We start from the raw sequence: 18,183 nt of genomic DNA, 5'->3' as shown, positions 1-18,183 counted from the left end.
TCCAAAAAATGAAGGAGAAATAAATTATGGATATGGGTTTAAACAATAAAACAGCTTTAGTTACGGGATCAACGAAAGGTATAGGTAAAGCAATTGCCGTTGAACTTGCCAAAGAAGGTGTTAATGTACTAATTAATGGACGGAGTTATGAAGAGGTAGAACGGACGGTAAATGAAATGAAGTCCAATTTCCCGGCTACCTCTCCTCAAAATGCTGCAGCTGATATAGTGGATACCCGGCAAAGAGAAGCTTTATTTGAAAAATACCCGGATATTGATATTTTGGTTAACAATACGGGGATTTATGAAATTATGTTGTATGAGGACGTTGACGATGAAATATGGGAAAAATATTTCCGCACTAATGTTCTGGCGGCAAATGGATTATCCAAATTTTATTTACCTAAAATGTTGAAAAAAGATTATGGCCGCATTATCTTTATTGCGAGTGAAGAAGCCATTATGCCTTCAGGGCAAATGCCGCAGTACACCATGACCAAATCGATGCTCTTATCTTTGTCAAAAAGCTTGTCCAAATTAACAAGAGGAACAGAAGTTACAGTCAATACGATCATGCCCGGACCAACACTCTCTGAAAATGTGCGACAAATCATTGATGGTGTGTACGCTAATGAAGATATGACTTTTTCCGAAAAAGAGAAAAAATTTATGACTGCCAACCTGCCGCAATCTGAAATTCAGCGGTTTATTAAGCCGATTGAAATAGGCCGGCTGGCTGCATTTGTATGCAGCCCTTATGCTTCCGCATTTAAAGGTTCTCCTATCCGTATGGATGGGGGAATGGTGCCGACAATATTTTGAGTCTCAACATGACAAGAATGTAACATTCCGCTCCCTCTTATCATCTGAATCAAGCGACAGTGCCTGATCCAGCCCCTATGATAAGTCTATATGAAAGAGAGGAGAGGATTTGGGTTGAATAGTAAGAAAAAGAGTTCTAGCTGCACGTTAGGGTTCCTGACTGTTCTATTGATGGCAAGCCTGGGTGCAGAATCAAGTGTGTATGCCGAAGCGCCGTCTGTATGGAACACAGCTGCCACCGGTGCGGCCTCAACCGGCAGCGCTGCCCTTCCTTCACGGGACACTGCGGCTTTGACAGCTAAAACGGACGGTCCGCGTGAAGCGAAGGAAGTGCAGGCGTTCCTGGATGCTTTTTTTGCCAGGGAGGACATCAGGCAGAAGGCGGGAGCCATCGCGGTATCCGTCGTTCAAGGCGGGGAGGTGCTTGCTTCTAAAGGCTACGGACTAACCGGCCGGACGCTGAAATCGCCGGTGGATGCAAGCCGGACCACCTTCCGGATCGCCTCGGTCTCCAAAGTATTCACAGCCGCCGCAGTAATGCAGCTCGTCCAGGCAGGAAAGATTTCGCTGCAGGACAATATTGAAAAGTATCTGGACGGCTATCATTTAACCAATCCCTTCGGCACACCGGTTACCATCGGGAATCTGTTGACGCATACGACAGGCTTTGAAGTGCGTGAACCTTCAGATGCCAGTTATGTAAGGGATGATTCCCAAAAGCCGGTCTCACTGAAGGAAAGTATCTTTGAGCAGTTTCCCCCGGTTGTCCGCGAGCCGGGAACGTCATATATGTACGATAACTTTGCATCCAGGCTGCTGGGGTACATCGTACAGCAGGCAAGCGGAGAGCCTTTCGGGAGCTATATGCGTCAGCATCTGTTCGAGCCGCTCGGCATGTCTTCAAGCAGCTTTAGCCTCAGCAAGGAGTTGGCTGGACGATTGGCCTCATCCGATGATGCAGAGGGCAACCCCATCCCGGTGTATGATTTATCGCCGAGGGAGTGGCCGGAGGGCAGCATGATCTCGACAGCCTCCGATATGGCCCTGTTTATGAAGGCCTTCTTGAGCGGTGGACGGGCAGCTGACGGCACGGTTATCCTGTCGCCCGAATCGGTCAAAGCAATGTCAGCTTACCACATTGCCATTCATCCGGATTTGCCGGATATGACTTACGGCTTCGAAGCGCCTGCTCTTCCCTCCAAGACAAACGGCGAAAACGTAATATCCAAGGGTGGCGATATCCTGGGCTTCAGTTCATTGCTCTGGCTTTTGCCGGACCGTAAAACGGGTGTGTTCGTTACTTATAATGCAAATCAGGATTTGCGGGATGAATTTTTTGCCGCCTTTATGGACCATTATTATTCCGGACATCCGACGTCGTTTGGAACAAAAGGCTTCAGGCCGCAATCCAGAGAGGTTCTCGCTAAATTTGCAGGGTTGTATTCCGACTTGCGGGTCAAACTGCTGACCCGGGTTGAGGTATCCGGTACAGGCACTCTAACTGTGAGTAACCTGATGGGAGGGCGCCACGAGCTGAGACAAGTGGAGGATACACTGTTCATCGATGAGCAGGGCAAGCCGCTGGCCTTCAAGGCGGATAACGATGGCCGCATCCATTATCTGAAATACTCTAATTTATACAGCTATGCAGCCAAAATACCCGAGCATCCGGCCGTGTTCCCGGATGTATCAGAGAATCATCCGTATGCCAAATACATTCTTGGCCTGAAGGCACTTGGCTATCTGGCAGATGATCTGTCCCAGCCGTTTCAGCCCGGGCAAGCCGTCACCCGTGGAGCGTTTGTCCAAGCGTTTAATTCGGTATGGAGCCTGCCGGAATCATCCCATCCGCCCGCGTTCAAGGACACGGCAAATTCTCCGTACCGGCGGGCTATTCAAGCCGCCGTCGAATCCGGCTTGCTGGAGGGAGCGGGGGGAGGCCTGTTTGAACCGGACCGTCCGATCCGCCGTGAAGAAGCAGCCGTTATCGTCTTTCGCTTACTGGCCGGATCGGGGATGAGAACACCGGATTCGACAGCTAAGCTTGTGCCCGGCACCTCCAAGTGGGCGGTTGAGGCAGTCAGCTCGGCTGTCGTCTGGAAGCTTCATGGGCCGGAAGTAACAGAGTCGAAGGGCTTCTTCGACTACGGCCCGCAGCGGACGCTGAACAAACAGGAGCTGGCGGCGCTGCTGTTCACGATGCTCCTGCCGGATTAAATCTGAAGGCCGTTATTGGCCCTTCTTTTTTTATCCAGTCTGGGGTAGTATGATGGAGAAAGCTATGGATTAATTGCTTTAGTGCCGGAATCACACGGCAGCCGCGGGAAGGATCTAGCCACGATATGGATATGAACATTTTTATTATCGAAGACGATGCTGCCATTTTCCGTTCCTTGAAGGAAAGATTGGAGCAATGGTCGTTTCAAGTTACGGGACCGGAGCGGTATGATGAGGTGATGCATACTTTTATCCGCTTGCAGCCCCAGTTAGTGATTATTGATATCCAGCTCCCGATGTACGACGGGTTCCACTGGTGCCGGGAGATCCGGGCGGTGTCCAAAGTGCCGGTTCTGTTTCTGTCTTCGCGCGACCATCCGCTGGATATGGTGATGGCGATGAACCTGGGGGCGGACGATTATATCCCGAAGCCGTTCCATATGGACGTCCTGCTGGCCAAAGTTCAGGCGTTACTCCGCCGGACGTATGCTTACGCTGAGGAATCTTCTGCCGATCTGATCGAATGGAACGGTGCCATCATTGACTTGAAGCGCGGCCTGATCCGCAAGGGTGGGCAGGATGTCCTGTTAACCAAAAATGAGTTTTTTATCCTCGTGGTACTCGTCCAGGCGAAGGATCAGATAATCTCCCGGCATGAGCTGATCCGCAAGCTGTGGGATGATGAGCATTTTGTCAACGACAATACATTAACTGCGAACATCACCCGGCTGCGCCAAAAGCTGGCTGTATTTGAGCTGGAAGAGGCCATCGTCACGAAAAAGGGGCTTGGTTATATGGCGGCAACATTATGAGGGGGAACCTGGCTTTGATACTCCGCTATCTGTATGACAGGAAAAGCTGGATCAGTTTCTATCTGCTGTCCCTGCTGCTGGCGGATCTGCTGATCTGGATGGACGGCGGTATTTCGATCCGCGGGCAGTCGCTTCTATATTTGAACCTCCTGCTGATTCTGGCGATGGCTGTTTTCCTTGGGTGGCGCTGCCAGAAAGAAATGAAGTATGCGCATAGTCTGGCGAAGCTGGCCGAAGAGATGAATGAAGACTGGATTGAGACACTGCCTGCTGCCGGCTTCTATCAGGAGGAAGCGACCAATCAGCTCTTGAGAGCGGTGAACCACTGGTACTGGAATCAGCTTTCTGACGGCATGGCTGCCCGGTCATTGGAGCAGGATGATCTGGCTGCCTGGGTACATGAAGTGAAGACGCCGCTGACCGCCATGAAATTGACTATTGATGCCGGCAAAGTCCACCCGGCTATGCGCAATATCGAATCTGAATGGCTGCGGATTCATTTGCTGATGGACCAGCAGCTGCACATTTCACGTCTGCCGTCCCTGGAGTCCGATTATATGCCGGAACAGGCCGGAATTCAGCGGCTTGCCGCCCAGGAAGTGCGCGACCTGGCCTCTTGGTGTGTGGAGAAAAATATAGCTGTCGAATTCAGCGGAGAAGAGGCCGCGGTCAATACGGACTGCAAATGGTGCCGTTTCATCATCCGGCAATTGCTGACCAATGCGGTCAAATACAGCCCGGAAGGCGGAACGATCCATCTGTCGTCCATGACCGCGCGGGATGGTACGGTCCGAATGACGGTGACGGATGAAGGTCCGGGTATTGCCGCGCATGACCTGCCGCGGATTTTCGATAAAGGATTTACCGGCGGACATGGCAGACTGCACAATGCGGCAACCGGACTGGGGCTCTATCTGGCCCGTACTGTTGCGGACAAAATCGGAATATCCCTGACCGTACAATCGGAGCTGCACAGAGGAACATCCATGCAGCTCGCTTTTTCTGTAAGCAACAGGTTCGAGTCCGTCCGGGCAGGGAGGGGATGAAGATGCAGAACCGGCTTCAAAAAACCGTGCTGCTTGCACAGCAGGTGTATAAATCATATGGGGCCAGGGGCAATGTCCAGCAGGTGCTCAGAGGCATAGACCTCCGTGTACTGGAGGGGGAGTTTGTCGGCATTATGGGCCCGTCCGGGTCCGGGAAATCAACGCTGCTCAATGTACTGGCCACCATCGATACAGCGACGAAAGGCGCAATTTTCCTGGAGGATACGGACATCGCGGCCATGAATAACACTGAATTGTCTGCATTTCGGCGCAAAAAGCTCGGATTCATCTTTCAGGATTACAACCTGCTCGATACATTGACGGTAAAAGAGAACATTCTGCTGCCCATTTCGCTCGGCAAGCGGAACAAACAGGCAGCAGAAGCTGAGTATCAGGCTATTGCCGCGAATCTGGGCATTGGGGAGATCGCGCATAAATTTCCGTATGAAGTTTCCGGCGGCCAGCGGCAGCGGACGTCGGCAGCACGTGCGCTGATCCACCGGCCCTCTCTCGTATTTGCAGACGAGCCCACAGGCGCTTTGGATTCTAAGGCGGCTTCTTCTCTGCTGGGAACACTGGAGGAGCTTAACCGGGAGTACAGCATTACGATTATAATGGTCACGCATGATCCCTTAGCTTCCAGCTATTGCAGCCGCGTCGTCTTTTTGAAGGATGGAGCGCTCTATTCCGAATTGTACCGCGGCAGCAAAACGCGCGAGACTTTCTTCAAGGATATTCTCAATGTGCAGGCCGTGCTGGGAGGTGACCGCATTGACCCTGTTTGAGCTGGTCATTCGCAGTATGCGGGCGAATCTCAAGCATTACTATCTGTATTTTTCCGCCCTGATTCTCAGCACAAGCTTATATTTTGTGTTTGCTTCATTGCAGAATGACTCCACGGTAATGGCCCGGACCTTCGCGGATATTCAGTTCAAGGCCTTTTTTAGTGCAGCCGGGATATTGCTGATCATGATTATGGCGGTATTCATCCTTTATGCTAACGGTATGTTCCTTAAGCGGCGGAGCAGGGAAATCGGCTTATACCAGCTGGTGGGACTGACGCGAAGGAGGGTAGGCGGGTTGCTGATTGCGGAGAATCTGCTGCTGGGGGCGGGGGCGCTTCTGTTTGGTATCGGAGGCGGTGCGGTCGTATCGCGGTTTTTTATGCTCATCCTGATGAAGCTGGCCGGTACTGACCATATAATTACATGGTCTTTCTCCAGCACAGCAGCGCTGCAGACTGCCGCCGTGTTTACTCTGCTTCTCAGCTTTACATGGGTCCAGATGCTGTTAACGGTTTACCGTACTCCACTGCTTGAGCTCTTCAGGGGAGAGCAGCAGGGTGAGCATTCGAAACAGCCGGGACCGGTCCTGTCCGCAACGTTGGGGGTGTCCGGCCTCGGATTCATCGCAACCGGTTACCTACTCTCGGGTAAAATAAGCAGCCAGGCGCTGCTCCTGCCGGTGCTGGGGATTCTGGCCCTCACTATAATTGGAACCTATCTGCTTTTTCGCGTAACGATAGGCTGGGTGTTCTACCGGGTCCGCCAAGGCATGGACGGACATCTGGGGCTGAAAAACAGCTTGTCGCTGGCCCCGGTCATTCACCGGATGAGGGGCAATGCCAACTCACTGACGCTGATTACCATTCTGTCTGCGGTGACACTGACAATGGTGTCCATTGCTTATTCGCTGTACTTTTCGGCCGGGCGGGAGTCCCGGGCTATGCTGCCCTACGATTTCACCATTGAGCATAATGAGCAGGCTGCCCAAGCCTTTCGGGCGGAGCTGGAGAAAAGCGGCTTTACCTTTACCTATCAAGCGGTAGAGGCTGTTAGACTACCCGGTACATTTGGACAAGGGGGCGGGGATGAACGCAGCCTGATGCTGCTTGCGGCAGAGCAGCTTCAGGCAGGCGGTGCGGAGCTTGCAATTCCGGTTGAAGGCGAAGGCATATGGTATAAGGGCCGGAGGAAAGCATTAAGCAAGAAAACGGACAATGCTGCTTATCCGCAGACCATTGCTTTTACTGCAAACGGGGTTCAAACGGAAGTCCGGTTGACCGGAGTCATGGATCGATATGCGATGAATTACGGTTTACGCGGCCTCCAACTTGTCGTTCCTGAAGCGACGGTAAGGGCTATTCGCGAACAGATGCAGGGTTCCTCCAAGATGGACGCCTTTCGCATCCACACCTATCAGATTATGGACCCGGGTGAACGTGCGGCGGCCTCGGGTTATTTTGCGAAATACGCCAAGCAAGAAGAGTTCCCAACGGATTTCTACACCTACGCTCAAGAATCGCGGCAAAAGTTCGGGCTTATTATGTTTGCCGCGGGTTTTCTCGGACTGATCTTCCTGATGTTCACAGGCAGTATTCTGTATTTCAAACAGGTGACTGAAGCCGGGCAGGAGAGACACCATTATACAATTCTGCGTCAGCTTGGTATCAGTGAGCGTGAGATGATGGGCGGCATTATCCGCAGGCAGCTGTTTGTATTCGGCATTCCGCTGGCCATCGGACTGCTGCATTCCATCTTCGCCGTACAAGCGGCCGCAACACTGACGTTCTCGGACCTTTTCTTCCCTGCGGTTGCGGCCATGGGGGTATACACATTCATTTATCTGATGTTTGCTGTGCTCACTGTAGGTTTTTATCACCGTATTGTGAAAGCGGCCGCGTACAGTTCATAAATACTAAGAGCAAGGCGATTGCCGAGAGGATAACCCCAAGCAGCCGAAACCCTCCAGCGCTGAAGGTATCGCCCATCACGATGCCCAGCAGCAATGAGGATAGAATAGTTCCCAAGTATCTTGAGGTCATAAATACTCCGGAAGCTACTCCGATGATTTCTTTTGGAGCGCTTTTGAACAAGGCTGCCTGCATACCGACACTATTCAATCCGTTGCCAATACCGAATGCGCCTAAAGCCACACAGACGCTGATTACCGGCGAACTTTGATTCATTGTCACAATCCAAACGGACCCCAAGGCTATTAATATCGCGGACAGAAACAATGCCGGCCCTGGTCCTGATCTATCGATCCATCGCCCTGCTATGGGAGAAGCAATGAGCGAGCATAGTCCCAGGCTCAGCATGAGAATCCCTGTATGGAATTCGCTGACATGGCGCACCATCTGCAGGTAGGAAGGAAGCCCGAAAAACAGTGAGTAATATAGTACATTAACGAGTATAAATTCGGCATTGACCCGGGCCATCTCCGGATATTTGGTGAATGTGCGCACCGGAATAAAGGGTGAGGACGCTTTTAACTCATGCCGTACGAAAGCAACCAATGCGATCAGGCCAATCCCTCCGGTCAGAACATGTCCAAATAAAATATGGCCGGAGGATTTTGCTGACAGCAACCCGGCGAGCAGGGCAACCAGCCCCGCTGCAAAAAGCAGGATACCCGGCGCATCTATCATGGTTATCCATTGACGGAAAGACATGTTGCGCAGAGCGGCCACTGGCGGTTCGTCCTTAGGAATGGCCCTCCAAGCTAATAGAAAGCTTGCCGCTGCAAATGGAATATTGACTAAGAAGATACCATGCCAATCCCACCAGTGGATAACCACCCCGCCAATAAAGGGGCCGATTGCTGCCGCTCCCGATAGGAAAATGGACATCACTGACAGCGCCGACGCTTGTTTCTCCGTAATATGAACCCGCACAATAGCCATTCCTACAGAAACCATCATGCTTGTTCCGATGGATTGCACAATCCGGAACACGATGAGCCACCCGAAGCCTGGAGACAGCGGAGCTGCTAATGACGCAACGAAGGCTACAACAAGGCCTGCCAGAAATATCTTTTTGCGTCCAAATAAATCACTGGCCTTTCCCATAATAGGCTGGGCGACCGCACTCGCAATGTAGAAGGAAAAAATAATCCAGGATACCTCAGTAAAATCGAGGCGGTACACATTTTGCAGCCTTGCAATAGCAACGGAAATCATCGAAGAATTTAAAGGGTTCAATAGTACCCCGAGACCCACGGAAATCAGCAACCACCTGCTGCGAGCATTCATTTTTAGTCCTCCCTAAGCTGTATTGATGTCATCGTACTTGAATTTGATTATTTATTCCAACACTTTTTATGTTATGATTTCATGGACTTGAAGGAATGAATGGAGGATGTGAATTGGAACTTCTTCAACTGCAATATTTTCTCGTAGTCGCCCGATTGGAGCATGTGACCGAAGCCGCACGAAGCCTGCACGTGACCCAATCCTCACTAAGCAAAACGATTGGACGCCTGGAAGAGGATCTGGGAGTCCCTCTGTTCGACCGGGTAGGGAGGAAGCTGCGGCTTAATGAGTACGGGAACAAATTCTTCCGCAGGGCAGAAAGGGCTTTGTTTGAACTGGAGCAGGGAAAGCAGGAGCTAAGGGATCTATCCTCCCCGGAACAAGGCACGCTCGAACTGGCGGTGACTGCCGCAAGCGCGTTGCCCCATATCCTTCGGGAGTTTCGTAAAAAGCGGCCCCATGTCCAATTTCATGTGCAAATGCTGACCACGCAGGAAATGGTTAAGCTGCTTCACCAAGGAGATGTTGATGTCTGCTTGTCTTCCCCGCCGTCGAAGAGGAGGACATTGAATGTCAGGTCGTTTACAATGACCCCATTCTTGTTGCTGTTCCCAAAGGGCACCGGCTGGCTGAACGAACCAGCGTATCCTTGACAGAGCTTAAGGATGAATCGTTTGTCGGTGTAAAAAGAGGTTATGGCACCCGTGATTTAGCAGACAGGATATGTAGATCGGTTGGCTTCAAACCCCAATATGTATATGAGGGGGATGAACCTGCAAGGCTGAGCGCACTGGTGGAGGCGGAAATCGGCATCGCTTTTATACCAAGTACGGCAAGGAACTCACGGGAGCAGATCCAATATCTTCAAGTAGAGAATCACGAATTGGTGCGGGAGATTGCATTGTTATGGCACAAGAGCCGCTACATTTCGCAGACTGCCCTGGAGTTCCGGGAGGTCGTTGCGGATTATTTCAAGCCACTGACCTGAAAATACAGGCGCTGGCTTTTTTTATTAATTGACACAGAAGTGTTTCTCTTCTCTATCGACGACGCTCACATCATATGTTATTATGATAAACTGATAACGTGTTAACGAACTAAAGTGATTGATGCGTATGTTGTTATTTACTAGGGGGAGTAGAGAGATGAAGAGAAAAGGATTATTGATTCTGTTGGTAGTTATGGCAATTGCAGCGATAGCAGGCTGCTCCGGTTCAAAGGGGGATGACGGCAAACTGGTGATCGGTATAGATGATAAGTTTGCTCCAATGGGCTTCAGGGATGACAACAATGAAATTGTCGGTTTTGACATTGATTATGCGAAAGCGGCGGCTGCAAAAATGGGCAAAGAAGTTACCTTCCAGCCGATTGACTGGTCGGCCAAGGAATCGGAGCTGAACAGCGGACGCATTGATATGATATGGAACGGGTACACCATCACGGACGAGCGCAAGGAAAAGGTGCTGTTTACCAAGCCTTATCTGGAGAACAGCCAGGTTGTTGTCGTGCTGGCGGATTCGGCACTGACGAAGCTGGATGATCTGGCCGGAAAAGAAGTCGGACTGCAAAGCCTGTCGTCCGCTGCCGATGCCCTGGATGCCAGTCCGCTCAAAGCAAAAATTGCCAATGTATCCGAATTTCCGGACAATGTGCTTGCCCTGACGGACCTGAAGTCCAAACGCCTGGATGGAGTGGTCATTGACGAAGTGGTGGCAAGATATTATATGTCCAAGGAGACGGGCACTTATAAGCTGCTGGAAGAGTCGCTGGCTCCTGAGCAATACGGCATCGGCATTAAGAAAGGCAATGAAGCGCTGCTGGCAGAGCTGCAGAAGGCTCTGGATGAACTAAACAATGATGGTACGGCTGCTGAAATTTCAACGAAGTGGTTTGGAGAGAATAAAGTACTGAACTAGATAGTTACCTTTAGGAGTCGGTTGAAGAAATGAATATTGATTATATTATAAAAATTGCCGGGCCGATGCTGGAAGGCGCGCGGACAACCGTCCTGCTGTTCCTGATTGTCATCGTGCTGTCCATTCCGCTAGGGATGCTGGTCACGCTGATGGCTAAAAGTTCCATTAAGCCGCTGGCGTGGATTGCACACATGTATATTTACGTCATGCGCGGAACTCCGCTTCTGCTGCAGCTGCTGTTCTTCTGCTTCGGCCTGCCACAGATTCCGGTGATTGGGCAGTATCTGGTTTTGGACCGCTTCGTTGCGGCCAGCCTTGGTTTTATTCTTAATTATGGGGCATATTTTGCCGAGATTTTCCGCGGCGGGCTGCTGTCGATTGACAAAGGGCAACACGAGGCCGCCCAGGTGCTTGGGCTCAGCAAATGGCAAACCCTGCGCAAGGTCATTCTTGCCCAAATGTTCCGGGTTGCTCTGCCTGCGGTAGCCAATGAATCCATCACCCTGGTCAAGGACACCGCTTTGCTCTACGCTGTAGCCGTACCGGAGCTGCTGAATTACGCGAAGACGGCGGTGAACCGTGATTTTACGGTGACCCCATTTGTAGTAGCCGGTGTTATTTATTTGCTGATGACATTGATACTAACGCTGTTCTTCAAGGCACTGGAGAAACGTTTCAAATTTGAGTAGAAGGGCTGTCCAACTATGAGTAGTATGATTGAAGTTAGGCAATTGCAGAAATCTTTTGGCAGCCTTGATGTGCTGAAAAAGATTACCTTTGCTGTGAAACCGGGAGAAGTCGTGGCGGTGATCGGACCTTCCGGTTCAGGAAAAAGCACAATGCTGCGCAGTCTTGTTCATCTGGAGGAAGTTACCGGAGGAAGCATCTATATCCACGGCAAGCCGCTTATAGAGAACGGCAAATATGCCGGCAATGCAGACATAAGAGAGATTACCGCGACCATGGGCATGGTGTTTCAGCACTTTAATCTGTTCCCTCACCTCAGCGTACGGGGAAATCTGGAGCTTGCTCCCAGAACATTGAAACGGGGGAACCCTCAGGAGATTGCAGCTAAAAGCAAGGAACTGCTCTCCAAGGTGGGTCTTGCCGATAAGGCGGACGTATACCCATCCATGCTGTCGGGCGGGCAGAAGCAGCGGGTAGCTATCGCCAGAGCGCTGATGTTGAATCCGGACATCCTGCTGTTTGACGAGCCGACATCGGCGCTTGATCCCGAGCTGACCGGCGAGGTGCTGCGTGTCATCCGCCAGCTTGCGGAAGAGAACATGACGATGATTATCGTCACGCATGAGATGAGTTTTGCCCGCGATGTGGCGGATCGTGTATTCTTCATGGACAACGGGGAAATTGCCGAATCGGGAACACCCGAGCAGATTTTTGGCAGCCCGAGGCTGGAGCGGACCCGGACGTTTTTGAATCAGGATTAATAAAAAATTGATTTAGGAAAGGGTCTGTCCCAAAGCCATGAATTGGTCTTGGGACAGACCCTTTTAATGTTCAGTGAAAAATGAAGTCTGCGGAGTATGAATTATGAAAGCAAACTTACACGTATGAATAAACGCAATATTCAGCATCCTATTTACTGTAGTATACATGATGCATTTCCAGAGGAGGCTACCGAGATGAGCCAGCCGAAGCAAAGAAAAGAAGCTGAGTGGAAGTCCCGCAAGCAGGATCAGCAGCCCCATGGTAAAATCAAGTCGCTGAAAGAGCTTTCCAGCGAGTATGGTGCGGAACATACTACGTCTTAACCAGTCTCAAGGAGGTAGGCTGCCGTTCCCATTCGGCAGCCTATATTGGCTTTATTCCAGCCGCATGCATGCGGCTTTTTTGCTTTGAGCACATAGTATTAGTTCACGAGTCTTCAGTGGGAGGAGGTTCCAGATCACGTACCCTTTACCGCAGCAAAATTAGATTTGTTCATGCAGGACACAAGATTTGATGATTATTGCGGAAGGCTGCTTTTGTTAAGATTCAAGGTGAATCCAGGGGATGACGGTTTGCCGCAACATTTATGGAAAGCGCTTTATTTCCTGGCAAACAGCAATAGGGGGAATCATTTGAAAATAATAGGGAGAACGCAGAAACTTAGCATGCTGCTCGTTTGTGCAATGGTGATTACTTTGGTGTGGGGCCCGGGAACGGGCCGGGCTGCCGAACTGCCGGGTGAAACGGGAGCAGCGATAGCAGCAGAGCCGTATGCGTGGAGTAATGTTCCCATTGGCGGTGGAGGCTATGTGACTGGGCTGCTGGTGCATCCCGCCGAGAAGAATCTGGCCTACATACGGACTGATGTAGGCGGCATTTACCGCTGGGAGGAATCCGGCAAGCGCTGGAAGCAACTTGTGGGCTTTGCCGACCGCAGCGAAGTGAATTTGTACGGCGGGGAGAGCATAGCTATTGACCCGTCCGACCCGGATATTGTATATGCCGCGCTCGGCAAATACGATTACTGGAAGCCTAGTGACATCTACAAATCAATTGACCGTGGGGAAACGTGGACCCGCACCAACCTGAAGGCGGATGGAGCAGATGTGCCGATGTTCGCCAACGGGCCGGCCCGTACGGCTGAACGGCTTGCCGTAGACCCCAATGACGGCAATACGGTGTATTTCGGCTCCCGGACCAAGGGGCTGTTCCGCAGCAGCCGCGCGGCGGAGAGCGGCTCGTGGGTCAAGGTAAGCTCATTCCCGTCCTTCGCTGACACAAGTAAAAGCGGGATTACCTTCATCACTTTTGACCAGACGAGCGGGAGCAAGGGATCTCCGAGCAAGACCCTTTATGCAGGCGCTTATAATTCAGGGGTGTACGTAAGCAAGGACGCCGGGGTTACCTGGTCATTGCTGAAAGGCAGTCCAGCCAAGCCGCTCCGGGCTGCACTTGACCGCGGCGGGCGGCTGTACATTACCCATGACGGCGGTTTAGCCAGACTGACCGGAAACGCCTGGGAGGATATTACGCCTGCGGCCGACAAAGGCAAGGCCTTTGGTCCGGTGACGATCGATCCGGCCAATCCAAACGTTATAATGACTTCGCGCAAACTGGATGACCACAAAAATCCGATTTACCGTTCGGAGGATGGCGGAGCCACCTGGAAAACTTTTTCCCTGGATCAGGGGAACATCAAGCGGGAGATTACGACACCCTGGATTCCGGACTGGCACTGGTCTTCAGCTACCTCATCGCTGGTCATTGACCCGTTTAATCCCCAGCGTGTCTGGATGGGCGACTGGTATTATGTGTGGCGGACAGACAATATCGGAGCGGCGTCCTCCGTATGGACCAATTATGCTTCAGGACTGGAAACGACAGTGAACGTAGGTAATCTGGTCAGTCCGCCCGGAGGAAAAGCGCTTCTTCACAGCGGTATTGCCGATAACGGAGGTTTTGACCATTTTTCGTTGACGGAGTTTCCGGTGTCCACTTATTTTACCGGAAGCGGGGACATTCGTCTGCTGACCACTACAGGTATTGATGTGCAGGAGACGCAGCCGGATTTTACGGTCAGAGTGGGCACATATGGCTGGAACGGCGACTCATTGCCTGATCCCGGGAACGGGGGATATTCACTGGACGGCGGAATGACTTACAAAGCTTTCCCGTCCTTGCCCTTCAAAGGCGTCCAAGGCGGCAAAGTGGCTGTGTCAGCAACCGACGGGAACAATATGGTGTGGATTCCGCAAAAAAGCGCCGCTTATTATTCACGGGACCGCGGTGCAAATTGGGTGAAAAGCAGCGGCCTGCCCACGGAGCTGCAAGCCGGAAGTGATGTCTTCGGCAACTATTACCAGCCATTATCCTCAGATAAGGTCAATGGCCAATATTTTTACGCTTACGACAAATCGGGCAAGTTTTACCGCAGCACCAATGGGGGAGCCTCATGGACAAACGCATCTTCGCTGCCCGGACAGTCTGTCGCCTGGCATACCGTGCAAGCCGCTCCCGGTGCCATGGGTGAGGTATGGGTCGGCCTGGGGGATCAAGGGCTGTACCGCTCCGGCGATGCCGGCGCTTCCTTCAGCAAAATCGCCAACGTAGAGCGGGCGTTCCTGTTCAGCTTTGGCAAAAACGCTCCCGGCCGTCTTAACCCTGCCGTCTTCGTATACGGCAAAGTAGCGGGATATGCCAAAGAGGCGATTTTCCGCTCGGACGATATGGGTGTAACCTGGATAAAGATAAGCGATGACGACTTTTTTCCCGGCAATGATCCAAACGCGATGGCAGGGGACCGGCAAGTGCACGGTAGAGTGTACATTGGCACCAACGGCACAGGGCTTTTGTACGGCGCCAAATCGGCAGAGACAGAAGCACCTGTATACGAGAACGACAAAGAAGCGCCTTCCACACCGGCAGGTTTAGAAGTTGCGATTGAACGCCGCACCAGTGTGGATCTGCGCTGGAACCCGGCCACGGATGCCGGATCGGGCATCAAAGGATACCGGGTGTCGTATGCGGATGGTACCTTCATCGCTGATACGTATGGCACTTCCTACAGCATTTCGGGTTTAACACCGGAGACGGAGTACGCCTTTCAAGTGCAGGCGCTGGATTATGCCGGTAATGTTTCCGCTGCCAGTGTCCAGGTCCGGGCGGTGACCAAAGGAGAGGACCTGGAGGCTCCGGCCCTTCCGCAGGGCCTCCGGGTGACAGATACCGCTGCATCCCGTATTATGCTGGAATGGCAAGCCAATACCGAACCCGATCTGATGGGATATAATCTGTACCGCGGCACTGCGGCTGATTTCACCCCTGGTGCCTCCAATAAAATCGCCTCACTGCTTACCTCCAATTCCTATGCGGACCGGTCAGGCATCGAGGAGAAACGCACTTATTATTATAAACTGGAGGCTGTGGACAGCTCGGGAAATTCCTCGGGCAGTACGGCGCCAGTCCAGGCAGTTACCCCTGCGGACGAGCGGCTGGATATTATCGTGGACAACCGGGACAGCGGGTTTGCTTCGGATGGACAGTGGAGCAGCAGCAGCTGGTCGGCGTCGCGGTTTGGCGCAGATTATTTGCACGACGGCAATGTGGCCGGCAAATGGGCGAAGTGGACACCGTATGTCACGGTACCCGGGCAATACAACGTTTATATGCTGTGGAACGCCAGCCCGAACCGGGGCTATAATCTTCCGCTGGAGATTACGCATGAGGGAGGAAAAGATACAGCCCCCAGAATCCACCAGACTAACAATGACAACATGTGGGTGTATATCGGTACCTATACGCTCGCCGCAGGCACTGGCAACTCTGTCAAATTGACAACTAACGGGACCAATACGACGGTTGCCGATGCTGTGAAATTTTCGCTGGCCGCAACCGATCCTTACGGAGCTACACATGTGAATACTGCCAAGACCGTATCGGATACACCGCCTCCGGTGCTGCAACTGGATCAGTCCGGCGGGAACTCAATGGGACCGGTCTATGAGATAACAGGGCGAACGGGCGAAGGTGTCATCCTAAAAGTAAAGCATAACGGAACAGACCTGGAGACCCCGTGCAGTGTTCATTATTTGAACGTTTTCCGGCTCGCCATTCCGCTTGCGGAAGGCGTGAACCGGATTGAACTGACGGCGGAAGACCGTTTCGGCCGTCAGGTGCAGACCTCGGTTACGGTGCGGCTCGTTCCGCAGATGGAAGATGCAAGTGTCACAATGGACACCTATCAGCAGCCGCCTGTGCTGTATCCTGGCGATTCTTTCCAGGTGACCGCTGCGGTACATTCAGCGGAAGCCGCGGCAGGTCCGATCCGCTTCTTTGTCAGTGATCCTAAGGTTGCCACTGTGTCGGAAGCGGTATATCACCTGGAGAACGGATTATCCAGCGTGTGGCTGACCGCAGTGAACCCGGGGACCGCCGAACTGCAAGCGCACAGTGAAGCAGCTAAAGAGGCTGCCGTGTACAGCTTCAAAGTGGAGGCGCGGGAGGAAGTGCCGGAACCTCCGGGCACAGATGCGGGGTCGCCTGAGGAAGAAAAGCCGGGGGAGGATTCGAAGACAGGCGGAATGCCGTTCACCTGGCGCGATGCCATAGCCGCCTCCGCCTCAGGTGCTAAAGTGGAGCCGGGACGATTGAAGGCGATACCTGAGGTTAATGCAGAGGGAGAAGCGGTTATCCGTTTCACCGAAGGGGAGATTGCTGCTGCGCTCAGCCCAATGTCTGGCCGCCTTCTTACTTTAGAGGCCGTGCTGCCGCCGGAAGCAGCTTCAATCCGCCTGGAAATTCCGCTGCAGACACTGCAGACTGCGCTACATGAAAAGTTGGGCGCCTTGGACGTCTTACGTCTTGCGGCAGGAGAAGCCGACATTTCGGTATTATCAGGCGGTGACGGCTGCGCAATTGCTGGGCATTGCCGAAGGCCGGACAGACGGTTCGTTCGGGGTCAACGATCCAATCAGCAGGCAGGAAATGGCCGTGATGGTGTACCGCTTGATCCCGTTAGCCGGGCTAAACGGCATGTACATGCAGAAGGCGCCGGAGGAAGTCTTCAGCGATGCAGGCTCAATTGCGGGTTATGCAAGGGAGAGCGTGATAAGCTTGCAGCGAGCCGGGCTTCTGCAAGGCACGGCTCAGGGCATGTTCAAGCCCCGTTCCGGTACGACCCGAGCCGAGGCGGCAGTGCTGCTGCACCGGTTGTATGAGCTGGATTCAACGAGTACAGCCGGCGAACGGCAAGCGACGATTTTCAATATAGCGAACTTGGACAAGGAGAATAAGACACTGGAGGGTCAGACCGAAGCTGTCCTGATCGAAACGATTGAAGCTCAGACTGGGCTGGCCGGCATTCAATTGCACTTTATACAATAGATGATCCCTATATCAGCGGGAAAATCGAATCTGTTGCACTCTGTACAGCAGAATCGGGCAGAAAAGGCGCTTTTGACTCCAAATCAAGAAATCTGCTGCACGAAATACAACAGAATGCGATTCGCCGCAGAACTCTCAGCTTTCTATTGTACAAAATGCAATCACTAAGAAAGTGTAATCCTTCAAAAATACTCGGCGGCTCTCCGGCCTCATGGTAATCGGATGTACACGCTGAAGATTTCAAGTCCCGCCAGAAATTAACTGGCGGGATGTTTGGATTTGAATGGAACCAGTCTGCTAGAAAAAGCCACAATCAGAAGTGGAAAAAGTGATGTTACAATATCTGAGCTTTCACTCCTGTGATATAATCATCTAAATATATTAGTTTTTACTCAACATAGCAAAAAATAAGAAATATCAGGTATTTAAATATATTATAATTGACAAAAATGACTTAGATCAAACGAAAAGATGAGGCTAATGAAAGGAGAGTCATACCATTTAATC

Annotated in this window: 12 protein-coding genes and 3 pseudogenes; 14 read left to right on the top strand and 1 reads right to left on the bottom strand. The window is 52.0% G+C overall.

The window, feature by feature from the left end; all coding sequences use genetic code 11:
* Positions 1–26: 26 nt before the first annotated feature.
* From JI735_RS25140 to JI735_RS25115, 6 genes are all read left to right on the top strand, one after another.
* On the top strand, positions 27–821 hold the full coding sequence (locus JI735_RS25140) for an SDR family NAD(P)-dependent oxidoreductase (protein ID WP_039836917.1): 795 nt from the start codon (positions 27–29) through the stop codon (positions 819–821).
* A 114-nt stretch (positions 822–935) separates the two neighbouring features.
* Positions 936–3,038 carry a serine hydrolase domain-containing protein gene (locus JI735_RS25135; RefSeq protein ID WP_202676552.1) on the top strand — a complete coding sequence of 701 codons (2,103 nt, stop codon included), beginning with the start codon at positions 936–938 and terminating at the stop codon, positions 3,036–3,038.
* Between the two features lie 125 nt (positions 3,039–3,163).
* Entirely contained in the window at positions 3,164–3,850 is a 687-nt protein-coding gene (locus JI735_RS25130) for a response regulator transcription factor (protein WP_280631866.1), read from the top strand.
* A gap of 14 nt (positions 3,851–3,864) precedes the next feature.
* On the top strand, positions 3,865–4,896 hold the full coding sequence (locus JI735_RS25125; protein WP_039836924.1) for a sensor histidine kinase: 1,032 nt from the start codon (positions 3,865–3,867) through the stop codon (positions 4,894–4,896).
* A 2-nt stretch (positions 4,897–4,898) separates the two neighbouring features.
* Entirely contained in the window at positions 4,899–5,681 is a 783-nt protein-coding gene (locus JI735_RS25120; RefSeq protein WP_202676551.1) for an ABC transporter ATP-binding protein, read from the top strand.
* On the top strand, positions 5,668–7,590 hold the full coding sequence (locus tag JI735_RS25115) for an FtsX-like permease family protein (RefSeq protein ID WP_202676550.1): 1,923 nt from the start codon (positions 5,668–5,670) through the stop codon (positions 7,588–7,590). Before JI735_RS25120 ends, JI735_RS25115 begins: the two co-directional genes overlap by 14 nt.
* Here the strand turns inward: JI735_RS25115 and JI735_RS25110 are convergent.
* Positions 7,538–8,929 carry an MFS transporter gene (locus tag JI735_RS25110; protein ID WP_039836926.1) on the bottom strand — a complete coding sequence of 464 codons (1,392 nt, stop codon included), beginning with the start codon at positions 8,927–8,929 and terminating at the stop codon, positions 7,538–7,540. The genes JI735_RS25115 and JI735_RS25110 overlap by 53 nt on opposite strands.
* A gap of 95 nt (positions 8,930–9,024) precedes the next feature.
* On the opposite strand from JI735_RS25110, the pseudogene JI735_RS37980 reads away from it, so the two are divergent.
* The 8 genes and pseudogenes from JI735_RS37980 (at position 9,025) to JI735_RS36305 (ending at position 17,676) form a co-directional block, all read left to right on the top strand.
* Positions 9,025–9,917: pseudogene (locus tag JI735_RS37980) on the top strand (LysR family transcriptional regulator).
* 157 nt (positions 9,918–10,074) lie between these two features.
* A complete protein-coding gene (locus JI735_RS25100; RefSeq protein WP_039836928.1) occupies positions 10,075–10,845 on the top strand; it encodes an amino acid ABC transporter substrate-binding protein in 771 nt (256 codons plus the stop codon).
* 29 nt (positions 10,846–10,874) lie between these two features.
* The gene (locus JI735_RS25095) at positions 10,875–11,534 is read left to right on the top strand and encodes an amino acid ABC transporter permease (RefSeq protein WP_039836929.1); all 660 of its coding nucleotides are present in this window, start codon (positions 10,875–10,877) and stop codon (positions 11,532–11,534) included.
* Between the two features lie 15 nt (positions 11,535–11,549).
* Positions 11,550–12,293 carry an amino acid ABC transporter ATP-binding protein gene (locus JI735_RS25090; RefSeq protein WP_039836930.1) on the top strand — a complete coding sequence of 248 codons (744 nt, stop codon included), beginning with the start codon at positions 11,550–11,552 and terminating at the stop codon, positions 12,291–12,293.
* 195 nt (positions 12,294–12,488) lie between these two features.
* Positions 12,489–12,617 carry a DUF6254 family protein gene (locus tag JI735_RS36315; protein WP_020433949.1) on the top strand — a complete coding sequence of 43 codons (129 nt, stop codon included), beginning with the start codon at positions 12,489–12,491 and terminating at the stop codon, positions 12,615–12,617.
* A gap of 171 nt (positions 12,618–12,788) precedes the next feature.
* Positions 12,789–16,160: pseudogene (locus JI735_RS37975) on the top strand (golvesin C-terminal-like domain-containing protein); the annotation flags it as partial.
* A gap of 961 nt (positions 16,161–17,121) precedes the next feature.
* Positions 17,122–17,427: pseudogene (locus tag JI735_RS37970) on the top strand (S-layer homology domain-containing protein); the annotation flags it as partial.
* Positions 17,428–17,487: 60 nt separating this feature from the next.
* On the top strand, positions 17,488–17,676 hold the full coding sequence (locus JI735_RS36305; protein WP_233476053.1) for a hypothetical protein: 189 nt from the start codon (positions 17,488–17,490) through the stop codon (positions 17,674–17,676).
* The last annotated feature ends 507 nt before the right edge of the window (positions 17,677–18,183 follow it).

Source organism: Paenibacillus sonchi, from assembly GCF_016772475.1.
GTDB classification, from domain to species: domain Bacteria; phylum Bacillota; class Bacilli; order Paenibacillales; family Paenibacillaceae; genus Paenibacillus_AQ; species Paenibacillus_AQ sonchi.
This window is presented reverse-complemented; position numbering and strand designations above follow the sequence as displayed.